Raw genomic sequence first — 24,496 nt, forward strand, 5'->3', positions numbered from 1 at the left:
CTCCGAATTTATCATTGAGCAGGTATTTTTAGATAATCAGAACATCGATGCTAGGTGTGGTTCGCTAGACGCTTACTCTAATTGGGCTATTTGCTCATCGGTTAGGTTGTCTTTTTTAATGCCTTCGCGCAAAAACTGTGTGGTGTAACTTACAATTTTGTAGGGGACTAAGTTGCCTTGTTCTATGGCGTCTTCAAGCGGGTAATTGGCTGTTGGCATTTTGTAATCACAGCTAAATAAATCACAGGTTGAGCGCGATACCATTTCTACCGGCGTGGCGGTTAAGCCCACTTCTAGCGCGTCAAAGTATTTAAAAATATCGCCATAAATATTGTAAATTGAACGGTGCGATTCGTCGGCTACTATTAGGTCAAAATAACCTACATCATACTTGTTCATTATACGCAGCATGCCTGGATAGGTTGCTATAAATACTCGCGCACTCGCTGCGGTGTTTTTAGCGCTTTTGCCTACAATGTGTACTGGCTCTTTGGTGTGTTCGGTAAAGGCATTACCCGCTTGTTTACGTAGCTCTTTTCGGTCACATAAAAATAGTACGCGCTTAGCCCAACCCGCATCGAGCAGCCGTTTGGCAAGGGCGATAGATACGCGTGTTTTACCCGTGCCGGTTGCTTGCACAATAAGCGCTTTGCGGTGTTTGTCGCTAAAACGCTCACACACACGAGTTATGGTTTCCATTTGATACAAACGCCCTGCTACTACGGTATCTATTGGCGTGGTGTTTAGCTCTTTTTTAAGCGTGCGTTGCTTTATTAAGTACTGCAGGGAATCTTTTGAGTAGTAACCGTATAAACCACGGCTGTTATAACCTTGCGCGTCGTCGAGAATTTTTATATCCCAGCCGTTTGAATAAAAAATAACGGGGCGTTGACCATATTGCTTTTCGAGCGCGTTGGCATAAAGCGTTGCTTGCTGGCGGCCTTTTTCGATGTTTTCGCGGGTGCGTTTTGCCTCAATTACGCCAAGTGACTTTCCGTCGTCATCCCATAATACGTAATCAACATAACCTATGCCTGTTGTTGTAGGTTGGCCTGTTACTTTTACTTCTTTGCCAACGTCTTCTGTTGATTCGTCGTCAAGTGCAACATGCCAACCTGCATTACGCAGGTCTAAGTCGATAATACGCTTACGGGTTTCATCTTCGTTAAAGTTAAAACTTGAGTTAACAATTTGCTCATTTCGCGTTTTAACCTGGTTAAGCTTTTCTGCATCAATAGTTTGTTTTAGTTTTGCTGTTTGCTGCTGGGCTTGTTTTTGTGCAAGCTCTGCGGCTTCTAGTTCGTCAAGTGCGCGTTTTAAACGGGCTTGATTTTCGGCTAGCTGCTGAGTGAGTTGTTTGTTCTTTTTAGCAAACTGGGCATCACTTTGGTTAGTGGGCTGTGTTTGCTCAGGCGCTTTAAACTCTGGGCATTCTTGTTGCGTGCCATTGGCATAAGCCATAAACAAATAAGAGGCTACAAAGTAGCTTTCTTTTAATATCCAAATAGCTTGTTGTTGATCTACTTTGCCTTCATGCGCGGCTTGGTTGCCGCTTTTACGTATGGCATGGAGCTTATCGGTAATTAAACGCGGGACTGCGCTGGTAAAGTCGTCGGCGGTAAGTTTGTCGAAAATGTTAGACGTTGGTAAAACAGGTAAGCGAAGTTCTTTGTATAAGTAGCCTACTACTTTTTCGGCAAAGCAACGCAGCTTAACTAGTGAGCTTTGTGGGTCGGTAATCGCATAGTCTTCTGCAAAAGCGGCTAACTGGTGTAGCTCTGGCCACTTAGATTGAATATGTTCAAAGTTCATTGATTGCTTCATTCCTGATTACTTCCTTATCAACTAATTTACCATGCGTTATTATTTTTATGCGTTTGCAAGCTTGCGAATATTAAGCCGTTATATTTATTTTTATATTATGTGTTACTGCACTTAACCAGTAGCTTGTTTCAAAGCTTTGGTTATTGGAGTCAATCGCTATTTTTTTAGCAAGCTCGTTGGGTAACACCTTATTTATTTTACTCTTTATGCGGCTGCAAGTTTGCTGCACAAAGGTTTTTTCCATTACCTTTAAATTACTGTGCAAACCATCTCTAAAATCTTCGGGCTCTATGCCAAACGTGTCGCGGAATATACGTAAATCACTACTATTTTGCTGTAAAAGCATGAGATATTCTTTGCTGTAACGCAAAGACTCTTCAAAATCACGACCCACAACTAGCTTTTTATGTTCACTTTGGCTGTATTGGTTTAACCATAAATAAAAGGCGGTTTCTTTTGCGGTAAGTTTAATTTCGATACCTGCAAAGGTGAGCGTTTTTGCTTTTGCGTTTACTTCAAGGGTTAAATCTTTTTTATGAGCTGAGTTTAAGCTTGCTACTGTTTGGCTAAACGATGCACTTTGCATTGAAGCAATTAGAGTTTCGTCTATAGATTGGCGCATTCGTACAAAGGGTATTTCGGCAAGGGTTACCTTTGCATTAATACAATTGACCTGCGTGCCGTTTTTACCATCAATAATATGGTCATAAGGTGTTGGGTAGTAAAAGTCTCTAACAAATTCAAATTCGTTATTCACAAATACATGACTGAGCGAATCTTGCTCGCGCCCTAACAATGACATTGCATAACCTAAATAAAACGCCATTGTTTTGCGTCCACCTGCAATGGATGCATGAATACTAATATCGTTTTTATTGGTAAGTTCAAACACTTTACGCGTAATAAAGTCGGCCATGTAGGTTTGTTCTATTTCAGATTTAGCATCATTAATAGGTTGGCCTTTATCGTCTTCTATTAGCCAAATATTTTCATCGGGAAGTTTAATATCAGGAAGTTTATAATCTGCTATTAATTTAGCTAAATGACCTTGCTTAAATAGCCCATCAGTAAGCATAACCTTTGTGCTTTTTGTTGTAATAACAAAAATCTCTTCAGGAATTTGCTTACCTTGCTGGTGAAGCGCAAAAAGAGTTTCGGTTAATACTTGTGGGCTTGCACCTGTCACAATAAGTAGAATGTGTTTCATCAAGAATCCTTTCGTATGAGATTACTGCATCTTATCCCAAACACGACCTGAGTGAAACTAGAAGTATTTATGTTATTGAGTTAATTAAATTTTCATTGTGTTTTTTAACATCATTTTGTTAACTTTAAATAAGTTGTTACCTATTTAAAGTTAACACTATTTTGGTATAACTATTTTTTGTTTGCTTTTTTAGCCTGTTTTTTAGCTATTTTTTGCTTTTGACGATTAACTTGTTTAAATGTTGTTGTTTGGCTAATAAAGGAATTATCTCGCATTAGTGCCTTGCCTACAGGAAGCTTTAAAAATTGTTTAGCTTTTTCATATCCTAATTGGGCCGACTCTTTTATTAACGCTTTTAGCCCAAAGCTGCATTTTACTTTGCCACAACTTGCTAGCTCTTCTTTCATCAGCATTGCTATTTCAAACTGAATTTGTGCTTTTAGTTTTATATTTTTTTCTAACTTTATTGCGACACAACCAATCTCTATAGCGGTTACTCTGTGCGCAGTGTGTTCTTTTAATATGCTAAATAACCGAGTTTGGTAATACACTGTACCCGGCAAATTTTTATAAGTATTAATAAGCTCGCTAACTACATTTAATTTTGGTGTTTTACCCCAGTAACCAAAGTAATCACAAAATGCTTTTAAATATTGATACCCTGGTGCTTGCGTTGCTTGAGCTGTAATTAACGCCGTACGAGCTCGTTTTTTTGCCAAATCGTTTTCTTTATCTGTTAGCCATAATTCGAGTTTATTTGCAGCATCGATAGTAAATGAGTTAATTTCTTTATACTCAACCCCCTGCTTAACCCAATGATTATAAATACTATCATCTGATCTATAGTGTTTTTTCTGCAAAGCAACAATAGCTTGATGATAACCATGCTTTGCAGACTCCTCACAAAGAATCCACGCTCTTTTAGGCTGACCTATTACACTTAAATAATTAGCATATAAAAAGTATGATTCACCCGTAGTGCATTCTTTTATAGCCTGTTTATAACAATACTCTGCATTTATAGTTTTAGACTCTTCTAAAAATTTTTGCTCGTATGCTTGTGCATATAATTGCCACGTACCTGAAGCATTTAATGAATGCGCCCGAGATAACCAATACTCTAAATCTTTTTTATTTAGTGTGTTATACGCTTTTTTATTTGTTTTATTACTCAAAGTAGATACTTGATTTTTTATTGAAAGCAATTGCGAATACGCTTGCTCGGCAATTGCTAAATTTGCTTGGGGGCATCCATTTAAAGCAAGGTTTACATTAGAAACGGTATTTTCTAAAACAGGCTCTTGCCATATAGCCTGCTCTCCTAGCTCATTTGCTAAATTAAAGTAAGAAAACTGAGCTAGTTCAAAAGTAGCCTTTAGTGTTTGCTTTACTTGTGTACGACTACAACTAACAACTGAACGCCAACTCCCTTCCCACTCCTGAGATGCATGAACCCCATGATTAGTGCTTGTTCTTATTAGGCTTAACTCATCAATAATATAAGTTGGAACCGTAGATGAAAGCTTTAACTGATTTATTTTTTGACTAAGATCTGAATTTTTAGCTAACTTTAAATTAAAAAACTGTGCTGTTTGATGGCACCAAACCTCAGCAAACAAGCGAGCTTTGAGTAAAGCGCAACTATGGTCGGTTGAATAATAATATTCCATTTCGTTTGCTAAACGATATAGTTCCGGAAAAGTTGATTTAATAAATTCAAAATTGGTGATCGAAACTGAATGAGTTGTTTGTTGCATTGTTAACATTATTTAAGCCTTGTGTACTTTAAGGCCTTTAATATTAAATTAAAAAATTTATTAAAGAGGATCGCAAGCTTGCAAAGTAGTTTTAACTATTTTGTTTAATACAAGGAAATATCATTCATAGCATACTTATTTATGTTTGCCGTACTGCTTTAGAAGACTCAAAACATGCCTTAGAAATAAAATGATCTTTACTTTTAAAGTTTATTTAACGTGCTTTTCGTCCCCACATTGTTATTTTTAAATTTATTGTGCTCAACCACTGCTGATCTAAAAGCCTTTTTATAAAACTTTAAATACCATTTTTTACAGGGATCTATCTCGGCTAATTCTCGTACTATACTATTTGGGCTATTAGTATAGTATTGAGTGATCAGTGTATTTTGTTTTCATTCTAAATAATCATTAAAGGAGCAATTGTATGAGTGATAAAAGATGTCCTTTTGACCATACCCCTCTCACCACTAACAGCGGTGCGCCTGTTGTTGATAACCAAAATAGTATGACCGCTGGTAAGCGTGGGCCATTACTTGCTCAAGACGTTTGGCTAAATGAAAAGCTGGCAAATTTTGTGCGCGAAGTTATTCCAGAACGCCGTATGCATGCAAAGGGGTCTGGCGCGTTTGGCACATTTACTGTTACTAACGACATTAGTAAGTATTCTTGTGCAAAAATATTCAGCGAAGTTGGTAAAAAAACCGAAATGTTTGCTCGATTTAGTACGGTTGCTGGTGAACGTGGCGCTGCTGATGCTGAGCGTGATATTCGTGGGTTTGCATTAAAGTTTTATACCGAAGAAGGCAATTGGGATATGGTTGGTAATAATACCCCTGTATTCTTTTTACGTGATCCTCTTAAATTCCCAGATTTGAATAAAGCGGTAAAGCGCGATCCTCGTACTAATATGCGCTCTGCAACTAACAATTGGGACTTTTGGACTTTATTACCTGAAGCGCTCCATCAAGTAACGGTTGTAATGAGTGATCGTGGTATACCTGCCTCGTATAGACATATGCATGGTTTTGGCTCACACACCTATAGTTTGTGGAATGAAGCCGGGGAGCGCTTTTGGGTGAAATTTCATTTTCGTACACAACAAGGTATTAAAAACTTAACCGATGCAGAAGCTGCTGAAATAGTTGCTATGGATCGTGAAAGTAATCAAAAAGATTTATTTGAATCGATTGAGCGCGGCGACTTCCCTAAATGGAAAATGTATGTGCAAATTATGCCTGAAGCCGAAGCTGATAACGTGCCGTATCACCCTTTTGATTTAACTAAAGTATGGCCTAAAGGTGATTACCCACTGATTGAAGTAGGTGAGTATGAGTTAAATAAAAACGCTGATAACTACTTTGCTGACGTAGAGCAAGCTGCTTTTGCACCGAGTAATTTAGTACCTGGAATTGGTGTATCACCTGATAAAATGCTACAAGCCCGTTTAATTAACTACGCTGATGCACAGCGCTACCGTGTAGGTGTGAATCATAATCAAGTGCCGGTAAATCAACCTCGCTGCCCTGTTAATAGCAATGCGCGCGATGGACAAGGCCGTGTTGATGGTAACTATGGCGCAAGGCCACACTACGAACCGAATAGCTTTGGCCAGTGGCAAGAGCAGTCACAATATGTTGAACCGCCACTTAAAATTAATGGCGATGCTAAACATTACGACTTCCGTGAAGACGATAGCGACTACTTTAGTCAGCCACGCGCTCTTTTTAACTTAATGAATGATGAGCAAAAACAAGCGCTATTTAGTAATACCGCGGCACAAATGGGTGATACCTATGACTTTATTAAATATCGTCATATTCGTAACTGTAATCGGTGCGATCCTGCCTATGGTGAAGGTGTTGCTAAAGCCCTTGGGATGACTGTTGCTGATGCAATAAAAGCACGTGAAACAGACCCTGCAAAACACTTACCTGGCTGCTTATAAACTATTAGTTATATCTAAATTTTGCTATTACAGCTAGAAACACAGTTTTAATAAGCAAGGATGCTTTGTAATATTTGCTGCCCTTAAAGGGCAAATAATTTTATTGGCTTAATAGTGTAACCCGGTCTATTTGTGAGTTTTATGCTAAAACGCAGTTATTGCTAGCTGGCTTTTCTAACAAAAAGCCAGCTAATTACAGCAGTAATAAATGTGGTTAACCTTAGTCTGTGGTTTAATTTATATAGCCCATTTAAATAATGCACTTATATATTCTCCCTTATACCAGTTCCACTACATAATTAACCTTCTCTATTCATGACAGCTAATCATAAAAAATTCAAAACCGTTTTTCTGCTCGCTTAAGCCTTGATTAAAGCCAGCCGACACATATAAAAAGCCATCATTTGCTACAAGCTGTTTAAGCTTATTTACACTATCAGAAAAGTCATCCATAAAATTAGTCTCGGAGTTTTCAAGCAACTTTTTATGCCCAAATAAAGCCTTTGGTGTGTACTGATTTGATTTAACAAATTCAGTTAACGTATCTTGATTAGAAAAGGTTTTAAAACCATGTTTACACTCGGCTAAAAATGCTAATAAATCCGCAAAGTCAACTTCAACAAATGTTGACTCTTCCATTACCCGAATAAAGGTTAAAATTAAATCATTTGAAAAAGTATCACCAAACTGACTTTTAATTGACTCTGTTATGTCATTTTTAACTTCAAGCGGGAACGCTTTATAACTTTTCATACTAAACTCCTTTTATTGATATATTTAACTTATGTATTTAAATACGCCATGTATTTAATCGCTAAATTTTTAATTACTTATAAATGCACCTTTTAAAATGCTAAATAGGCTACCTCAAACCACAGTATTATGCCTTAGATTTATTTGTAAATAAGATTGATTAATAAATGCGTTTTTGTTTGCAATAATACGCTAGGTATTTATCAATAGAGAAATGTATATCAATACCTTACATGAAAAGTGAAGCCAATTTGACAAGCCTCTTGAAGGGGGTTATCTTACCAATTAGTATTATAAAATTACCAATTAACTTACGATTACAAAGTAGGCGTAAAGTAGCCTTATTAATTTTCTATTGTGGCAACATTATGAATTTACAACAATTTAAATCAGAGGATATGAAAATGAAAAGGCGCAGACGTTTTTGGACAATTGTTGAAAAATTAGAAACCGCGATAGATCAAGGTATTTATCCTGTGGGTACACGGTTACCAGCAGAACGTGAGTTAGCCGAAATTCACCAAGTAAGCCGCCCAACTATACGCGAGGCAATTATTGCACTTGAAGTCAGAGAGCGCGTTGAAGTAAAAACGGGTTCTGGTGTTTTTGTTACTGACACTAAAAAGTCAGAAAGCTTCGCTAAACCAATAAGTGCATTTGAGCTAACTCAAGCCCGTGCTTTGGTTGAAGCAGAGGCTGCAGCACTGTCTGCCGCAACGATACAAAGTGAAGAGTTAGCGTTGTTAAAACAAACACTTGATGACATGCGTATTGCTGAAACCGCGAATGCAGCCGATCAACGTTTTCATGAAATTATCGCGCAATCAACCCGTAATAACGCTATTGTTTTAACAATTAATAATCTTTGGAAGTTGAGATTAACCGAACCTGAAATTATCTCGGCTCATGAAGATGTTTGTTCGCAAAGTAACGAGCAACGAATACAAGAACACACTGCTATATACGAAGCAATTGCATCGCATGACTCATCAGCAGCAAGAAAAGCAATGCATAACCACTTTAACCGATTAATTAACGCATTATTTGCAGCGAGTGAAGCTAAAGCGCTTGAAGAGATAAAACGTAAAACAGATGAAACCCGTGGATTGTATTCTATTACCCATTTAACCCACTAAGTTAGTGTGTTCACCAAATAAAAAAGGCTCTAAATTAGAGCCTTTTGTGTATTAGTTGCTTTAATTTAGAACTTAAAGCTCATACCCAAGAATAAGCGTGGGCCGTAGTCATTCACTTCACCTAAGTTCCCCTCAACAAAGAAGTCTTGTGATTTAGGTGCACTAAATAAGTTAATTGCCTCTGCTTTAATTCTAATGTGCTCATTAATTTTATAAGATGCGCGCATTTCCCACACCCCTACCCCGTCTACATAACGTAAGCGAGTACCATTAGATGTGTAAGGTTGGAAGTATTCGCTACGGTATTTGTAAATAACCGCGGTATCAAATCCACCAATTTGGTAGTACAACTGGCTACTAAATACATGCTTAGAGAAGCCAGGTACTGAAGCTGGTGGAATAATACCTGCTTGCAGTTGAGTTGAATTTCCATCTACATCAGTTTCATACGTGTCGCCGTATAAACTATCTTGGAACTCAAAATCAGTGTCGGCAAAGTTATAACCAAACTTCATACCAATTCCGTTATCCCAGCGATATGAAAATGAGGCTTCAAGGCCTAATATTTCGCTATCTTCGTCAGAGGTAACAGAGTTAGTAATGGGTAAAGATACTGTTTCACCGCCCACAATAAAGTCTTCAATAACTGTTTGCTGTTGAAAACCGCCTTGAAATTGTTTGTAGTAAAGGCTTAACGCAAAAATCGAGTCTTCATTTGGGTACCATTCAAAAGCGGCATCGTAGTTCCACGACATAAGTGGTTGAGTATTTGGGTTACCAGAACCATTTACGCCTACTAGTAAATCACTAATTGATGTTGCAGTACCTTCTTTATCTTCTTCAAATGTACGGCTGTAACCTAAATTTGATGGATCAGCACGCGACATACCACGGTATATACCCGCGCGAAGTAAAATATCTTCACTGTAATCAATAACTAAGTTAAAGCTTGGTAAGTATTTAGTGTAATCACCACCACTTTGTATTCTATCTAATGAGCCTGAACTTGATTCAACAAGAGAAAGCACACCTGTGTCACTAGTTACTATATCAAAGCTATTTCTAAAACCAATCGACGTAACTTCTGTATCTACAATACGAAGACCAAAGTTACCGCGAATAAACTTACCAAACATTTCAGTATCATAATTAGCCATTAAATATACTGATGTTGTTTTTTCGGTTACATCTATTGTACCTGTATTTTCGTACTCAACATCGGGGTAAGCAAACTGCCCGTCTACGTTAGAGCCGGCAACTGCTTGAGAAAAACAAACGTTATCGTAGGTTGCCCATGATGAGCCTGTACCACTGCCTATTGCATTACCATCAGCATCTATATTGGTTACAATATTGCCATCAGATACGCCTGATAAAAAACCTGATTCAGGGAAGTCAATTTGACATCCTTGTAGCACATTAAGCGCATCTGTGCCTGAATCTAACGTAAATTCGTTTCTTGAACCATTACCTTGGCTGCCACCAAATTGCACAAAGCTCAATTCAGATGTTCTAATGCCGCCCTTAATACTAGTAAAAACATTACCCTCGAGTAAGTAATCAAAATCTAGTCGAGCTGACATAACTTCGTTCTCACGAACGTTTTCACGATCTAAACGTGTTCTTAAGCTATCTGTAAAGTTTGAAATATCGGTAACATCAAAGTCTGTTAACGTAAAGTGAGGTATTTCTGTGCCCATATCCCAGGTAAAGAATTTTTGGCTTGAAGTCCTACCGCGGTTAGATATTTGCAGCTCTTCTCGTTCAGTTTTTGAATAGGCTAAATCTAAGTCAACTGTTAATCTATCGGTAACAGTATGTTCAATGTTTATGCCGTAGCCTTGGTAGTTTTCTTCACGAGAAAATTGCTCACCCGCCGACTCTATGCGCTCTTCACCTTCCCAATGCAAAATACCACCTACATCATTGGTAACCAATGTAGGGCCTGTTATACCTGGTGTAGCACGTTTTTGTAAAAAGATTAGATCGTGACGCGCTTCTTGTTGTGTTCTATCTGATATTTGCGTATCAATGTTAATATCCCACGCAGCTGATGGCTGGTACTGTAATGCAAAAAACACCGCATCACGCTCATCAGACGTTTCGTTTTGACGAAAGCTGCGGCTACTGCCAGTCCAAGCATATGGAGTACCGTCACTTTCTGCTTTACCAGTTTGCGAGTCTATTTTGGTTTGATAACCTTGGTTTTTTAATTTATCGCCCGCTACTTGGTCTTCACAGTCGCCAGCTTTACTGCGATAAAATCCCTCATTGGTATTGTTAGGATCGTTTATACAAGCCCATAATGATGAACCCGATGGGCTAGAGCTTCTATATTCAGCTTCTGGTTGGCTAATATCTTGGCGCTGTACACCAAACGACACACCAACGGCTTGGCCATTGTCAAATTCAAACTGATCTACATAACTAAACGTACCGCGATAGCCCATATCACTTTGTAGTGAGTTATCTACGTTACCTTCATCTGGGTTGTAATTTAATTTAACTTCGCCAGATATACTTTGCTTACCAAAGTCGAGCGGAGTAATGGTTTCAAGTGCAATTACACCTGCTACCCCACCTTCTATCATTGATGCGTCTTGGGTTTTATATATGGCTACTTTTTTAACCAGCTCAGATGGAAACTGTGAAAAGTTAACTGAGCGATCACCACTACCATTAGTCGCTTCACGGCCATTAATATGTGTTGCACTTAAGAAAGGACCAAGACCACGAATAGTTATTTCTGTTGCACCGCCATTTTCACGATGAGAGGCAGCGCCAGTAATAGATTCAAGTGCTTCACCGATAGATAACGCCGGTAAATCACCAATGTCTTCTGATGAAAGGCCATCGACCACAGTAGTTGATTCGCGTTTAATTGCTATTTGGTCTTGTATAGTTCTACGAGTACCTGTAACACTAATAACTTCAACGTCTTCTTTTGCTTGAGTATTTTCAACGGCTTCCTGTCCATTTGCGGAAAAAACAAATGAGCCTAATACACCTGTAATAACGCTGTTTTTAATTAATTTAGCTACTGGGCTAAGTTTAAATCGATTACGAACTTGTTTGTACGCTTCAACATTATTTATATGTTTTTTGTTCAACGCCATTACAAATTCTCCTTTCTAGTTGTGTGTGAAGTGTGTTGCTAGCCGTTTATTTGTGTAAATGAACTAAGGCAGCTATTTTTTTGTTAAAGGACTTTTATTACTGCGTTTATTATTAGGTGTGGTTTTTTCTTTAACGCTGAAAATTTGTAAATCAATTTTTCACGCTACAAACCCACTTACATTACCAAATAAAAGACCACGCATTACCAATTTGTATAAATAAAACCCTGCGCTGTTAACCAGCTTGGTCATATAACCATAATAAAATAACTTTTGCCACTAAAAACAATCAAAAAAAGAACAATTAATTCACAAAAGAATAACGAAACAAGCATAAAACGCCCACAAACAACTTACCAGCAACGGCTTCTTGTTATTACCAATTTATTACCCTGTATTGGTATTTACTTGAGGCTATTAATTTAAGTAAGGCTTTTAAGTGTGATTTATTAAGGTATGAGTAATTAAGGAGTAATAAGGAGGAGCAAAAAATAAAATTAACGCGAGTTTACCCTCTAATAGGCTCGATAACTGCTTATGCGTTATTTTAGCCTTACACCCATGCAAGAGCCGAGTAAGTCGACTCAAGTAAACGTGGGGTAATGCGCGCTACCTACATCTATGTGGGTAACGCACAAAAGAGCAACCAAATAGCGTGTATTGGCCTTAACACATCGCTACACGTTTTATATACACTAATATTTAGCATTACTGTTATAAACAGTGCTATTAAAATATTCAGCTGGCGCTATAGAGCCTAAAACAACAGGCACTCGCTGGTGCAAGTTAGTCGGGGCTATATCTAATATTCGGGCCCCTTTTGAAGTGGCTTTACCGCCGGCATTTTCTACTAATAAGGCTAATGGGTTTGCTTCATAGAGGAGTCTTATTTTTCCATTTTCATTACCAGCGCGGTTATCTTGTGGATATAAAAATAACCCGCCACGGCATAAAATACGATGTACATCTCCCACCATAGCAGCGTTCCAACGCACTGAGCTTTTATCAAAGCTTTTACATGTATATAGCAACTTGTCAAAATATACCTGTGTAGGCTCATCCCAATAGCGATAGTTAGCCATATTTACGGCAAACTCACTGCTTTGCTCTGGCACACTAAGTTGGCTATTTGTTAGTAAGTAACCGCCGTGTGTAGAGTCTAATGTATAACACCGTGTAGGGCCGCCAGTACTCATTACAAGTAATGACGAGGGGCCGTAAAGCACATAGCCCGCGCAAACTTGGTTTGCACCTAATTGGTTAAATTGCTCATCGCTATCATAGGGCACATCATCTCGGGCTAAATAAATAGTAAAAATAGTGCCTATTTGGCCATTTACATCTATGTTAGAAGAGCCGTCAAGTGGGTCAAATGCCACTATAAACTTACCCTCTGGGTTGGCTCCTACTGCGTGGTCTTCTTCTTCTGACGCTACAGTTCTCACTGAGCTGTCCTCTAGCAAAATATCTTTAAGTAGTTGATTGGCTATTACATCAAGCTTTTTTTGCACTTCACCTTGAATGTTTTCATTTAAGGTTGAACCCAAAACACCGGCTAATTCACCTTGGCTTACTCTAAAAGCAATTTCTTTGCTGGTCGCTAAAATTGTGCGAATAAGTAAAATAAGGTCGATTTGTACGCCATCTTCTTTTAATACTGTATTTAGTCTTTTCATGCACTATACCTATTTACACAATTTAGATCGTTAAAACACTGAACAAGCCTTGCAACCATACTTTGCTCTGAATGGCGAAGCCATACGCGCGGATCATAGTATTTTTTATTGGGTTTATCGTCCCCATCTGGGTTACCAATTTGGCCTTGTAAGTACGCTTGCTTGCTAGTGTAATAATCTAAAATACCGGTCCAACACGCCCATTGGGTGTCGGTATCAATATTCATTTTAACTACGCCATAGGTTAAAGACTCAACAATTTTGTCGTACTCTGAGCCACTACCACCATGAAATACAAAGTTAATTGAGTTAGGGGGTAAATTAAATTTATTTGATACGTAAGCTTGTGAGTCTTTTAAAATGGTTGGTGTAAGTACCACGTTACCCGGCTTATAAACACCATGAACGTTGCCAAAAGACGCCGCAATAATAAAGTTAGGGCTTATTTTGCTTAATCGCTCATACGCGTAAGCAACATCTTCAGGTTGCGTATACAGTGCAGAACTGTCTAGGTGAGAGTTATCAACACCATCTTCTTCGCCACCGGTACAACCAAGTTCAATTTCAAGCGTCATCCCTATTTTGCTCATGCGCGCTAAATAACGCGCACATATCTCGATATTTTCTTCTAAAGGTTCTTCAGATAAATCTATCATATGCGAGCTAAAAAGTGGTTTTCCCGTTAACTCAAAGTGCTGTTCACCTGCATCGAGCAAACCATCTATCCAAGGTAGTAACTTTTTAGCAGCATGATCTGTATGTAGCATTACGGGGATTTCATAATGCGCAGCAACTGTATGTACATATTTAGCCGCACTAACTGCGCCAAGTACTGCAGATTGTTGCTCAGGTAATACCAAACTTTTACCACAAAAAAATTGTGCGCCGCCATTAGAAAACTGAATAATAACAGGCGAGTTCATTTTTTTTGCAGCTTCAAGCGTTGCATTAATAGACGTTGTACTAACAACATTTACCGCAGGTAAAGCATACTGATTAGCACGTGCATGTTCGTATACAATTCTAACATCGTCGCCAACTACTACACCTGGCAATATTGCCGGGGCTAAATCTTTCATTGTTTGTTCCTTACTACTTTAATGCTTGAATACACGAGTCAGTAATTGCTTGCCAGTTTTCTTGTGCAACCCACTCTTTATTTGCGATCCAAGTACCACCCACAGCAAATACATTATTTAAAGATAAGTAATCCATTTTATTTTGCTCGCTTACGCCACCTGTAGGACAAAAGCTAGCGGCTCTAAATACTGACGATACAGCCGATACGAATGCTGTACCACCAGCGAGCGATGCAGGGAATAATTTTTGTTCTTCAAAACCGTACTCAAGCGCCATTAAAATGTCACCCGTGTTAGACACACCAGGAAGTACCGGCACATTGCATTTTGTTAGCGCGGCTAATAATTGCGGAGACACTGCTGGCGTAACAATAAAGTCGGCACCTGCTGCAAGTGCTTGCTCTAAAATGTCAGTATTTATTACTGTACCAGCACCTACTTTAAGCGCTGGCACCTGCTCTTTAATAGCTTTTAATGCATCTAACGATGCATCAGTTCTAAGAACTACTTCAACCAAAGTAAGGCCAGCATTGGCCATAGCTTGAGCTATTTTAACGCCTTGCTCTGGTGTGTCGGCTTGAATTATAGGCAATAATGTTTGCCCTGACATAAGTTCAGAAAAGCGAGTCATAACCTTGTTCCTTTATTAAAGATAATGCGGCCGAACTGATGCGGCCTTTAAATTTAGTTAAATACCGGCTTCAGCCATTGCTAACTGAAATATATCTTTTGGCACAATAGCCCCAGGTTGTTGTATAACTGCACCGGCGGCTTTTGCAGCAAGTTGTACTGCGTTTTCAATAGTACACCCCGATAAACGCGCACCTAAATATACACCGTTAAAAGCATCACCCGCGGAGGTTGTATCAACAACATTTTTAACCGGTATAATAGTATGGCTTTGAAGCGTATTGTCGTGTTTTGTCACAACTGATGCTGGACCATTTTTAACAACAATTTCTTCAATTTTATATTTTTGTAAGTATTCAATAACCGCATCTACGCTATGCACATTATAAAGCGTGGTTAAATCTTCAACGCCTGGTAGGGTAATGTCTGCAACAGAAAACGCTAAATGATACTGCGCTTTCGTCTCCTCTGTGTTTTTCCATAAACGCGCTCTGTAATTGGGATCAAATACTATTTTTACTCCGGCATTTTTGAGCTGCGTTACAATTTGCCAAAAGCGCTCACGCGCTCCTTCTTCTATTACAGCGAGTGAAATACCCGAAAAGAAAAACATATCACCTTGTGAAAGTTGCTCAACAAGATCGGGAGTTAAAAAATCAACAATCTTTTTAGCGGCAGCATCACTGCGCCAATAAATAAAGCTACGCTCGCCATGCTCATCCGTTTCTATGTAATACATGCCCGGTACTTTGGTATCGTGAGCAAATACAAACTGAGTGTCTAACTGTTCGCTTTTAAAGCGTTCAAGCATTTTTTTACTTAAGTTATCTTGGCCTAAAGCGGTTACAACAGAGGTCGAAATTTGCGCAAAGCTACGCTTTAAATAAACGGCAGAATTATAAACATCACCTGCAAATGATTGGTGCAGTGTTGCCTCACTCATAGCCCTAAGCTCGACCATGCATTCACCAAGAAAGTAAATATTTTTCATTTTGGAAGTTATCCTATGTAGTTAACTGCTATGCGCTTTATAATACACAGTGGCATAGCAGTTAGTATCGAGATTATTGAGGCTTTTTAAGAGGTTCTATTTTTGGAATAAGGATCCAAACAGCAGCCATTGCAATAATTGCTAATGAGGCACCAATAATAAATGCTGGCGCATAATTACCATCGGCAGTAAGTATAGGAACCAAAGATGTAAGGCCTACAGCACCTAACTTTGCCGCCATACCAGAGAAACCTGATAGTGTGCCCACAGCCTTTTTACCCAGTAAGTCACTCGGTAATGTTTGTACGTTACCAATGGCTGTTTGAAAACCAAATAAAATAACCGCCATAATAAGTACCGCTGTTACTGGGCCACCTGGGTTAGCCATTGCAAGCAGTGCCGGTAGCATAATTAAACAGCCCAATGTTATGGTAAGTTTACGTGTTTTATCGGTATTCCAACCAGATTTGAGCCTGTTTTGCGCTAACAAGCCACCAAACCATGCACCAAACATAGCACCAACATAAGGCACCCATCCGTATATACCAATAGATTTAACATCCATGCCATACACTTCGTTTAGATAAATAGGGATCCAAAAAACAAACAGCCACCAAATAGGATCAATCGCTGCCGAGGCAATAATTACGCCCCAACTTTGCTTACGACACAACAGCTCTGCGGTAGAAGGGTTGTATTCTTCTTCCTCTTCGTCTGTTACATCGCCATTATCATCAACACGTCTTTGGCCGGTTAAAATATACTCACGTTCTTGAGCTGTAAGCCAAGGGTGAGAGCTAGGCGGCGCTTTAACTAAAATTAACCACGGCACTAACCAAAGAAAACCTAAAACACCAATAGCAACAAACACCATTTGCCAGCTAAAGTAAATTGTTAAATAGGCAATTAAAGGGATGGCAATAATACCGCCAATTGCCGCGCCAGAATTAAAAATACCCTGTGCTAAAGCACGTTCTTTAGTCGGAAACCATTCAGCGTTACCTTTAGCAGCACCTGGCCAGTTACCTGCTTCGGCCACACCTAAAATAGCGCGGAAAAAGCTAAAACTAAGTACACCTTGGGCAAATGCATGTGCAATTGTTGCAAGCGACCAAACACCAATTGATAAAACAAAGCCGAGTCGTGTGCCTACCCAGTCAAATATTTTACCAAATATGGCTTGGCCAAAAGCATAAGAAAACACAAACACAATAGAGATATTAGCGTATATTTGTTTACGCTCTAACGCCGATTCATCCGGGAATAAATCCTCAACTATGTCTGGCCAAAGTACACTCAGTGCCTGGCGATCGATATAATTGATAATAGTGGCAAGCGCAATTAGCGCGATAACCCACCAACGTAAGCCTTTAAGTTGCATAATTATTCCTCAATAAAGTCTTCACGAGCTGGGCTAAAGGTATCAATTAAAATACCACCCGTTGGGCAGGTTGCACCATGATCAGCGAAAGGAGGTATTAAACAACTATCACCTGGTTTTAATATTTTAGTCACGCCATCAATATTAAAATGAAATTCACCTTCAACAACATAAGTAACTTGGGAGTGCCTATGCGCATGGTTATAGCCAATAGCCCCTTTTTCGAACCAAATTTTAACGGCCATTAGTTCTTCGTTATAACCCAGCATTTGACGCTTTAAGCCATTACCTAAGTCTTCAATTTCAGTTTCGTTGCCAAATGAAAAGTGTGCACTTTGCTTTTGCATCCTGTTTACTCCTGGTTATTGTTCATCGCATAAACGCCCAGTCGGCTATTTAAGGTGAATACTTTATTTTGAAATTTAAATGTATTTTTTATTGCGTTTTGAGCTTTATTTATAGCCACTAAATACGATTTACCTTTAATACTCAGTTGTACAAGTACTAAGTCATCTTGCTCGGTATATTTAAGTGCCGACACTCGACTAACCGCTTCTAATGTATATTCTTTACTTGGGTTGTATTCACCATGGGGTTCTAATACCGATATAAACGTATGCTGCTTTTGCGCGTTTACACGGCGAATAAAACCGTTTTCATTGCGTAAATTAAATTGCGGATCGTTTGCACCAATTTGAGTAAACAAAAACGACTCGTCACCCTTCACCAAACTGGTTTGCGTATAAAAACGACCGTTATCGTTAAGCCAAGTTACTTTAGCTAAGCCACTTTGTGGTTGTGCCTGCCCTTTTAGCCATAAGTGCTGATAACCATTTTTAGACCCAAGTGCAGCAAGCTGAGTTGTACTGGCTTTTAATTCAAAGCTTGTATCAATAAGCTGACCTTTGTAATGCAGTGGTAAATCAAATTGATGCGCGTTATCGGCAGTAACATTAAATACATCCAGTGCAATGCTGCTTTTAAGCTCTGGTAAATTAATTAATGCCAAGGTACGCTCAAGTTCAACACCTTTATACGCGGTGCTTATTTCACCACTTGATACTGTGCCAAACTCATTGGTTTCAAAAAAGTTTAGTGTAGGATGGTTGTTATTACCCACATCTACATTGGCATTAAAGTGTGTCGTTTCGTCAACCACAACAGTATTGTGTGTAACCGTATGCTTGGCATAGGTTTCGTTTTCAGGTAAGTAGCGCCCGCCGTATTTGGCCTCTACATTTAAAAAACGAGCGGCGCCATAATCAGATACAATTTCGTTACCGTGGTCATAAAACTGCCACGTTAACTTATCAAAATGACCGTGGCCTAAACCTTGTGCTGCTGGCTTAAACAATAAAGCCTGATCGCCCCCTACTTGGGTACGCATAACCACTAAAGCACCTTGCTTACCGTCATTACCATCACCAAAAGCAACCGATTTAAACGAATAAGGTTTTGCCATATCGCTATCGAGTGCTTGTGCTACTTTTAAGCCATCGCCAGAGAGAATTATTTGCTCTTGTTGTTTAGCAATATCTAAATAACCCGCGTCGTTTGTTAAGCCATAAGCAGTAGTAACACCATGCACTAGCTCAATGGTATCTATACCTTTGCTTTTTATTGCATCGTTAATTGGGAAAAACAAACCGTTGTAGCTAAGTTGAATAGTGGTATCAATCGCTTTTAATAAAATACCATCGCGGTATTCAAATATTTTTCTTTGTGGTTCGTTGTTTTCAATTGCCTTCGCAAACGTTACAAACGGCAGTAGTGCAAAGCGTTGATAGTAAGGACCTTCGTTGTAGTAACCTTGTGGCGAAAACAGCATTTCTAACTGCTTAATAAAGCCGCCTTTACCCGACTTTTCTAAATCGTATAACGATTTTTCTACCCACTCTGGCTCACCCAGCACATAGCCTGCCATACCTACACCCGCAGTTGCCCACGTACCATGGTTATGTACTTTATTAAATGTTGATGGTTGGCCTACCGATGTAAATAATGAAACCGGGCGTAATAAATCGTTCTCTATTGTTTTAATATTTGCGGCATTTAACGAATCATAAACGAGATCGTATGCTTGTATTGTGTACACAAGCCACATTGCTTCGTTAAGGCTTTGCCAAAAAAACTTACCAGGGTTTTGAGAGTCAACCTTACGCTGTGGGTGTACATCCAATGTTGGATATAATTTGGCGTAATCAAGTAGCATATCGCGCACATAATTGGCGTATTTATCGTCTTGGCTTAGCTGATAAATAATGCCAGCGTTGTACATAAGTTGGTAATTTTTTTTATGGCGTTCATGTGTATAACCACCACCACCATCTTTAGGTACAGGCACTGTAATAGGGTGTGCTATTTGCTCATCTACTTGCGCTTTTAACAGCTCAAACGCAGTGGCAAACTTGCCACTGCTATTACTGCTAATTGCTTGGCGCATGTGCTTAACATCATCTGTAGTAATTACCAAGTTTGGGTGCGCGGCATGCGCACCCAATGATAAAAACAAGGCAGATACCGCTATAGCAACTGTTTTAAAACGTGTTTGGCATTTTAATAAATACATAATATTAATCTGCCTTATTATTTAAAACGTTATTATTTTTTAACACCGCTGTGTGAGGGCCATTAACTATTAGCTCTTTAACCTTAGGTGTTTTTGTGGCATTAAATGTATTGTTTGAAATCTCAGTTTTTGGCTCCCCTACCGTATGCTCAACAACAATTGGGGCCGATTTAACAAATTCATTTTCTTTAATATTTGTTACCTGAACACCATGCACATAAATGCTTGCTTGTGCTTTATTACGCGCCCCAAAACCAACATTATTAAGCGTGTTATTAATCACTTCTAAATGAGGGCCAAATGTACTTTCGTCTGTACCACCTCGATAAAGCTTAATTAGGCTGCCTTCTACATCATTAAAGGTATTGTTATTAACCGTTACGTATTCAGCGTTATAAACACCTAAATCTTCAATTTCAGTATTTAAGCGTAAAATATCCCCTGTCACATTTGTAAAGCTATTACCTGTTAGAATAATTTCATCAGCCATAGCGCCTTTTCCGGTAACAAAAAAGTGGAATGAATGGTTAATATCTAAAGCAATTAATTTTGAATTGGTCATTACAAAACGATAGTTATCAAGCATGCCCCACTTTTGCGTACGCACAATGCTATTATCAATAGCATCTGGTGCATATTCACCAGAAATAAGTAGCCCTTCTAGTTTTAAGTTACCGCCATCGTGTATTTCAAATAAGGTAGAGCGTTGAAAGGTAAGTTTAGATTTACCACTTTGCTTGGCTTTAATGGTCAAAGTTTTATTAATTTCAACAAGCTTAGACACATCATATTGCCCTGGTGCAAGTTCAAGCACATCACCCGACTGTGCATTATCAATAGCATTTAATAACGCACTAGCACTGGCTTTAACAACATGCGTTTTACCTGAGTCAAACTCAACTATTGCTGGTACTTTTGCATACCAACTAACACCGGTGTCTTCTTTTTTAAGTACTTTTAGGTCGCGCTTTGCACCCACATTTACACTTTTAGATGAAGGGTAAAGTAAGCCGTTACTTGCTTTTTCAAGTGTAATACTTTGCTGTTTTACACCATATTCAAGCTCAGAGAGCACTTTAGTATTTGCTATATTGTTACTTAATACTAACCCGCTAACATCATCAAATGTCGAAAATGGTTGCTTAGCGTCTTGATTAATAATTAAATTATTGTTCATTACACTATTTTTTGGTACAGCACTGCGCTCAGCATCGCTACCTGCAGCAAGTTGAATATGACTAACATTTACAAATGTATTGTTTTCAATTGTTGCGTTTTCAACTTGGTGATAACGATTAATAGATGAGTTTGGCACACCGTTCATAACCGTAAAACCACTACCAAAACGATAGCCGGTTAACCCTTGTAGGTAGTTATTTCTAATAATTTGATCTTTATTAATAACGCGAATGCCACCTGTGTGGTCAACACCATTACCAATAAAAATGTTTTCCTCTACAACATTACCGTTACCATGGCGCAGTGTTAATGTGCCACGCGACTCGTAAAATACGTTATTACGAACAATGTTTTTACCGGCTTTAATAGAAACCGTTTCTACTTCACCATTGGTGCGGTCAAAGTAGTTGTTCTCTACTAATGTGTGCGAATCAGTTAATGAATGATGGCTGGTGCCAACTCGTAGGGTTTCACCACCGTTTGAGCCAAAAGTAGGACGATAACCAAAATAGTTGTTATCTATACGGTGGTAATTTTTTTGGCTTTGCACTGAGTTTAAACGAACTGCAACGGTAACCCCTTTGTTTCGTTTACCCACTAAATGGCTATGATCAAAGCGGTTATGTTGTCCATATAAAGCAACCCAGTAATCTGACTCGCGCTTATCTGGATTACTATAATTATCGATCACTATTTGAGTTACGCGTGAATGGTAGGCTAATTCACTTTTATTTCGACGAAATTCTATTACCGCTGAGCTTGGTGTGTAGCCATCTTTAAATACTAAGCCTGAAACCTCTAAGTATTTACCTGCAAGGCGAAGGTTAGATTGACCAGATAAAATTACTTGGCCTTTAGTTTCCGCGGTTAATAAAATTGGGGCGGCTTTACTTCCTTGGCCTGAAAACAAAATTTCGAAATCATTCCAAGTACCATTTTTTAATATTACTTTATCGCCTGCTACTAAATCGGCTGAGATGCTATTAAAGGCTTGTTTATTCTCTACAAAATAATCTTTGGCAGCTAATTGTGTCGATAAGCAACCAGTGAGAACTAGACTAAGCTTTATTATATTCATTAGACGCATAGTTAACTCTTTTTTATTGTGATTTAAATTTAGGCTTTATGAATGTTGAACAACGGTTTTTGTATAAAGCAGTCAATCTAATCAATCGATAATATTGTGTGTTGCGGCGTTTAAACGCTAATTTAAACGCCATTTTGTATTACTTATTTAACTGCTTAAAGTAATCAAAAATTTCTGGTACGTTGCCCTGTCCCATACCCGCATCAAATGCAGCTTGTAGGTTAGCAGAAGAACCTTCGGCAATTTTTGACTCAGTGCCTAAGTCTTTAACCATTTGCAGGAAGTAACCTAAATCTTTGTTTGCATTAGCAATAGAAAAACCAAGATCGCTTACATTATCAACGGCGTAGTTTTTACAAAATTGCATAAATGGAGAGTTTGATGGACCTGTAGACATAATGTCGAAAAGTTGTTGGCGGTCTACACCAGCACGATCAGCCACTGCAAATGCTTGTGACATTGCACATACTGTTGTCATACCCATAAAGTTATTAATTAACTTAGTAGTATGCCCTGCACCTAGCTCACCTAAGTGAAACACGTTTTCGCCTTGATCTTCTAGCACTGGCTTAACTTTATTAAATGTATCAATATCGCCCGCAGCCATAATATTTAATAGACCATCTTTAGCGTGTGCAGGTGTACGACCTAATGGTGCGTCAATCATACCTGCGCCTTTAGCAGCTAAATCTGCACCAATTTTTTTAGTAGATGATGGAATAGATGTACCAAAATCAACTAATACTGCGCCTTCTTTAATACCGGCTAAAATGCCATCTTCGGCGTAAACAATTTTTTCAACAACAGCAGATGTTGTAAGACAAAACATAACAATGTCTGACCCTGCAGCAAGCTCTTTTGCTGTGCTTGCTGTTTTTGCGCCTCTAGAAACACACGCTGCAACCGCCTCTTTGTTAAGATCCATAACAATAAGATCGTAGCCTTTGTTTTGTAAATTCTCGGCCATGTTGCCGCCCATTAAGCCAAGGCCAATAAAACCAATAGTAGGTTTTGACATAAAAAAACTCCCAATAATTGTGACGTATACTTATAGTCGAATTATTTATACACCTGATAAGCACACTTTATTTAAATTTAAATTCATTAAAATTATTTACCAAAAAGCTTTGGCTGCCATAACCAAATTAAGTATCCAATTTTAATCAACCTGAATAATTTAGCTTAATAAACAATCTAATTTTAATTTAGAACTGCTCTTCTCTACATTGATAAAGCGTTACATTAGTAAAGAATTACCCTTGAGAATGTAAACACCGTATTACCAACCACTTTAATTGTCAACCAATATAATTTACCAAGCAACAACAAAGTAAGATTTAAAACATACTCTTCATCTAAAAATAAAGTTATTAATATGACAAAAAACAATCACAAAATTCAAGGTGTTGATTTTAATTGACTTATATTTATTGTACACCTACCCAACCTAGTGCACCCAAAAATGAAAATTGGTAATAACATTGTAAATTTAATTTAAAGCTTTTTGCTTTGTTACTAAAAAGCTGCAGGCGTAATTGATGGCTCAACTTATTTCAAGACAATAAAAAGGGGGAATTTATGATTTAAGGAACTAATATTAATTAAATTTAACAAAGCTCTCAGAAAAGCTATGCAGGGTAGATGCGCTTTCTTACAGATATAATAAACCTAAATTTAATTTAATAAGAAATGAAAACAATGACTTAAACTAACTATACCTAAGCAACCATGAAAGCCACGGTATTGTTTTTATAGGATAAAGCTATATTGCCAAGCGTTTGATTATTGAAGCTATAAATTGCTAATTTAAAAATATAAGCTAAGTAGAGGTTACAAAGCGAAGTAGTGCTTATCATTTTATACTAAATGCTATTGCTAGGTATTAGGTATTAGGTATTAGGTATTAGGTATTAGGTATTAGGTATTAGGTATTAGGTATTAGGTATTAGGTATTAGGTGTTAGGTGTTAGGTGTTAGGTATTAGGTGCTATGGCGGGTATTCTGATTTATTCACTAAAAAAGTAAGTCATACTTTAACATTACAAATGTTAAAGTTAAACGCTTTGGCTGTTGTTTAAATCAATGTTAGAGGATGTAACTAATTTTGTGTAACTGCCTATCATTATTTACTCTAAAAAGAGTTTAAGGATTAGGCGATGAACA

At 38.3% G+C, this 24,496-nt stretch carries 16 protein-coding genes; 2 read left to right on the plus strand and 14 right to left on the minus strand.

Translation table 11 applies throughout. From position 1 onward, the window contains the following. Positions 1-72: 72 nt before the first annotated feature. The 3 genes from AAEY55_RS16235 to AAEY55_RS16245 all read right to left on the minus strand — a co-directional run bounded on the left by AAEY55_RS16235 (position 73) and on the right by AAEY55_RS16245 (position 4,797). Positions 73-1,824, minus strand: a complete 1,752-nt coding sequence (locus tag AAEY55_RS16235; protein ID WP_350552212.1) for a DEAD/DEAH box helicase family protein — start codon at positions 1,822-1,824, stop codon at positions 73-75. A gap of 70 nt (positions 1,825-1,894) precedes the next feature. Beyond that, positions 1,895-3,031 (minus strand): CRISPR-associated ring nuclease Csm6, encoded by a 1,137-nt coding sequence (gene csm6, locus AAEY55_RS16240; protein ID WP_306287961.1) that lies wholly within the window; start codon positions 3,029-3,031, stop codon positions 1,895-1,897. A 170-nt stretch (positions 3,032-3,201) separates the two neighbouring features. After that, the gene (locus tag AAEY55_RS16245) at positions 3,202-4,797 is read right to left on the minus strand and encodes a hypothetical protein (RefSeq protein ID WP_350552216.1); all 1,596 of its coding nucleotides are present in this window, start codon (positions 4,795-4,797) and stop codon (positions 3,202-3,204) included. 418 nt (positions 4,798-5,215) lie between these two features. On the opposite strand from AAEY55_RS16245, the gene AAEY55_RS16250 reads away from it, so the two are divergent. After that, complete coding sequence (locus AAEY55_RS16250) at positions 5,216-6,736, plus strand: catalase (protein WP_350552218.1); 1,521 nt, start codon at positions 5,216-5,218, stop codon at positions 6,734-6,736. A gap of 309 nt (positions 6,737-7,045) precedes the next feature. Here the strand turns inward: AAEY55_RS16250 and AAEY55_RS16255 are convergent, their stop codons facing one another. Further along, positions 7,046-7,489 carry a hypothetical protein gene (locus AAEY55_RS16255; protein ID WP_350552220.1) on the minus strand — a complete coding sequence of 148 codons (444 nt, stop codon included), beginning with the start codon at positions 7,487-7,489 and terminating at the stop codon, positions 7,046-7,048. 404 nt (positions 7,490-7,893) lie between these two features. On the opposite strand from AAEY55_RS16255, the gene AAEY55_RS16260 reads away from it, so the two are divergent. Beyond that, a complete protein-coding gene (locus tag AAEY55_RS16260; protein WP_041454459.1) occupies positions 7,894-8,625 on the plus strand; it encodes a FadR/GntR family transcriptional regulator in 732 nt (243 codons plus the stop codon). A gap of 65 nt (positions 8,626-8,690) precedes the next feature. On the opposite strand, the gene AAEY55_RS16265 is transcribed toward AAEY55_RS16260, so the two are convergent. From AAEY55_RS16265 to AAEY55_RS16310, 10 genes are all read right to left on the minus strand, one after another. Further along, the gene (locus AAEY55_RS16265) at positions 8,691-11,741 is read right to left on the minus strand and encodes a TonB-dependent receptor (protein ID WP_350552223.1); all 3,051 of its coding nucleotides are present in this window, start codon (positions 11,739-11,741) and stop codon (positions 8,691-8,693) included. A gap of 695 nt (positions 11,742-12,436) precedes the next feature. Further along, positions 12,437-13,417, minus strand: a complete 981-nt coding sequence (locus AAEY55_RS16270) for a class 1 fructose-bisphosphatase (protein WP_350552226.1) — start codon at positions 13,415-13,417, stop codon at positions 12,437-12,439. Next, positions 13,414-14,496: a class II fructose-bisphosphate aldolase gene (gene fbaA / locus AAEY55_RS16275; protein ID WP_350552229.1), complete on the minus strand. Its 1,083-nt coding sequence runs from the start codon at positions 14,494-14,496 to the stop codon at positions 13,414-13,416. Before fbaA ends, AAEY55_RS16270 begins: the two co-directional genes overlap by 4 nt. Positions 14,497-14,509: 13 nt before the next feature. Then, a complete protein-coding gene (gene eda / locus AAEY55_RS16280) occupies positions 14,510-15,127 on the minus strand; it encodes a bifunctional 4-hydroxy-2-oxoglutarate aldolase/2-dehydro-3-deoxy-phosphogluconate aldolase (protein WP_192532098.1) in 618 nt (205 codons plus the stop codon). A 57-nt stretch (positions 15,128-15,184) separates the two neighbouring features. Then, complete coding sequence (locus AAEY55_RS16285; RefSeq protein WP_192532097.1) at positions 15,185-16,117, minus strand: sugar kinase; 933 nt, start codon at positions 16,115-16,117, stop codon at positions 15,185-15,187. 73 nt (positions 16,118-16,190) lie between these two features. Continuing rightward, a complete protein-coding gene (locus tag AAEY55_RS16290) occupies positions 16,191-17,498 on the minus strand; it encodes an MFS transporter (protein ID WP_011328422.1) in 1,308 nt (435 codons plus the stop codon). A 2-nt stretch (positions 17,499-17,500) separates the two neighbouring features. Next, on the minus strand, positions 17,501-17,845 hold the full coding sequence (locus tag AAEY55_RS16295) for a cupin domain-containing protein (RefSeq protein WP_011328423.1): 345 nt from the start codon (positions 17,843-17,845) through the stop codon (positions 17,501-17,503). A 5-nt stretch (positions 17,846-17,850) separates the two neighbouring features. Beyond that, positions 17,851-20,067: a heparinase II/III family protein gene (locus AAEY55_RS16300; protein WP_192532096.1), complete on the minus strand. Its 2,217-nt coding sequence runs from the start codon at positions 20,065-20,067 to the stop codon at positions 17,851-17,853. A gap of 4 nt (positions 20,068-20,071) precedes the next feature. Continuing rightward, positions 20,072-22,333 (minus strand): chondroitinase-B domain-containing protein, encoded by a 2,262-nt coding sequence (locus AAEY55_RS16305; RefSeq protein ID WP_350552234.1) that lies wholly within the window; start codon positions 22,331-22,333, stop codon positions 20,072-20,074. Between the two features lie 139 nt (positions 22,334-22,472). Continuing rightward, positions 22,473-23,351, minus strand: a complete 879-nt coding sequence (locus AAEY55_RS16310) for an NAD(P)-dependent oxidoreductase (protein WP_350552237.1) — start codon at positions 23,349-23,351, stop codon at positions 22,473-22,475. Between the last annotated feature and the right edge of the window lie 1,145 nt (positions 23,352-24,496).

The sequence above is a fragment of the Pseudoalteromonas sp. 120-MNA-CIBAN-0494 genome (assembly GCF_040308885.1).
Classification (GTDB): domain Bacteria; phylum Pseudomonadota; class Gammaproteobacteria; order Enterobacterales; family Alteromonadaceae; genus Pseudoalteromonas; species Pseudoalteromonas nigrifaciens.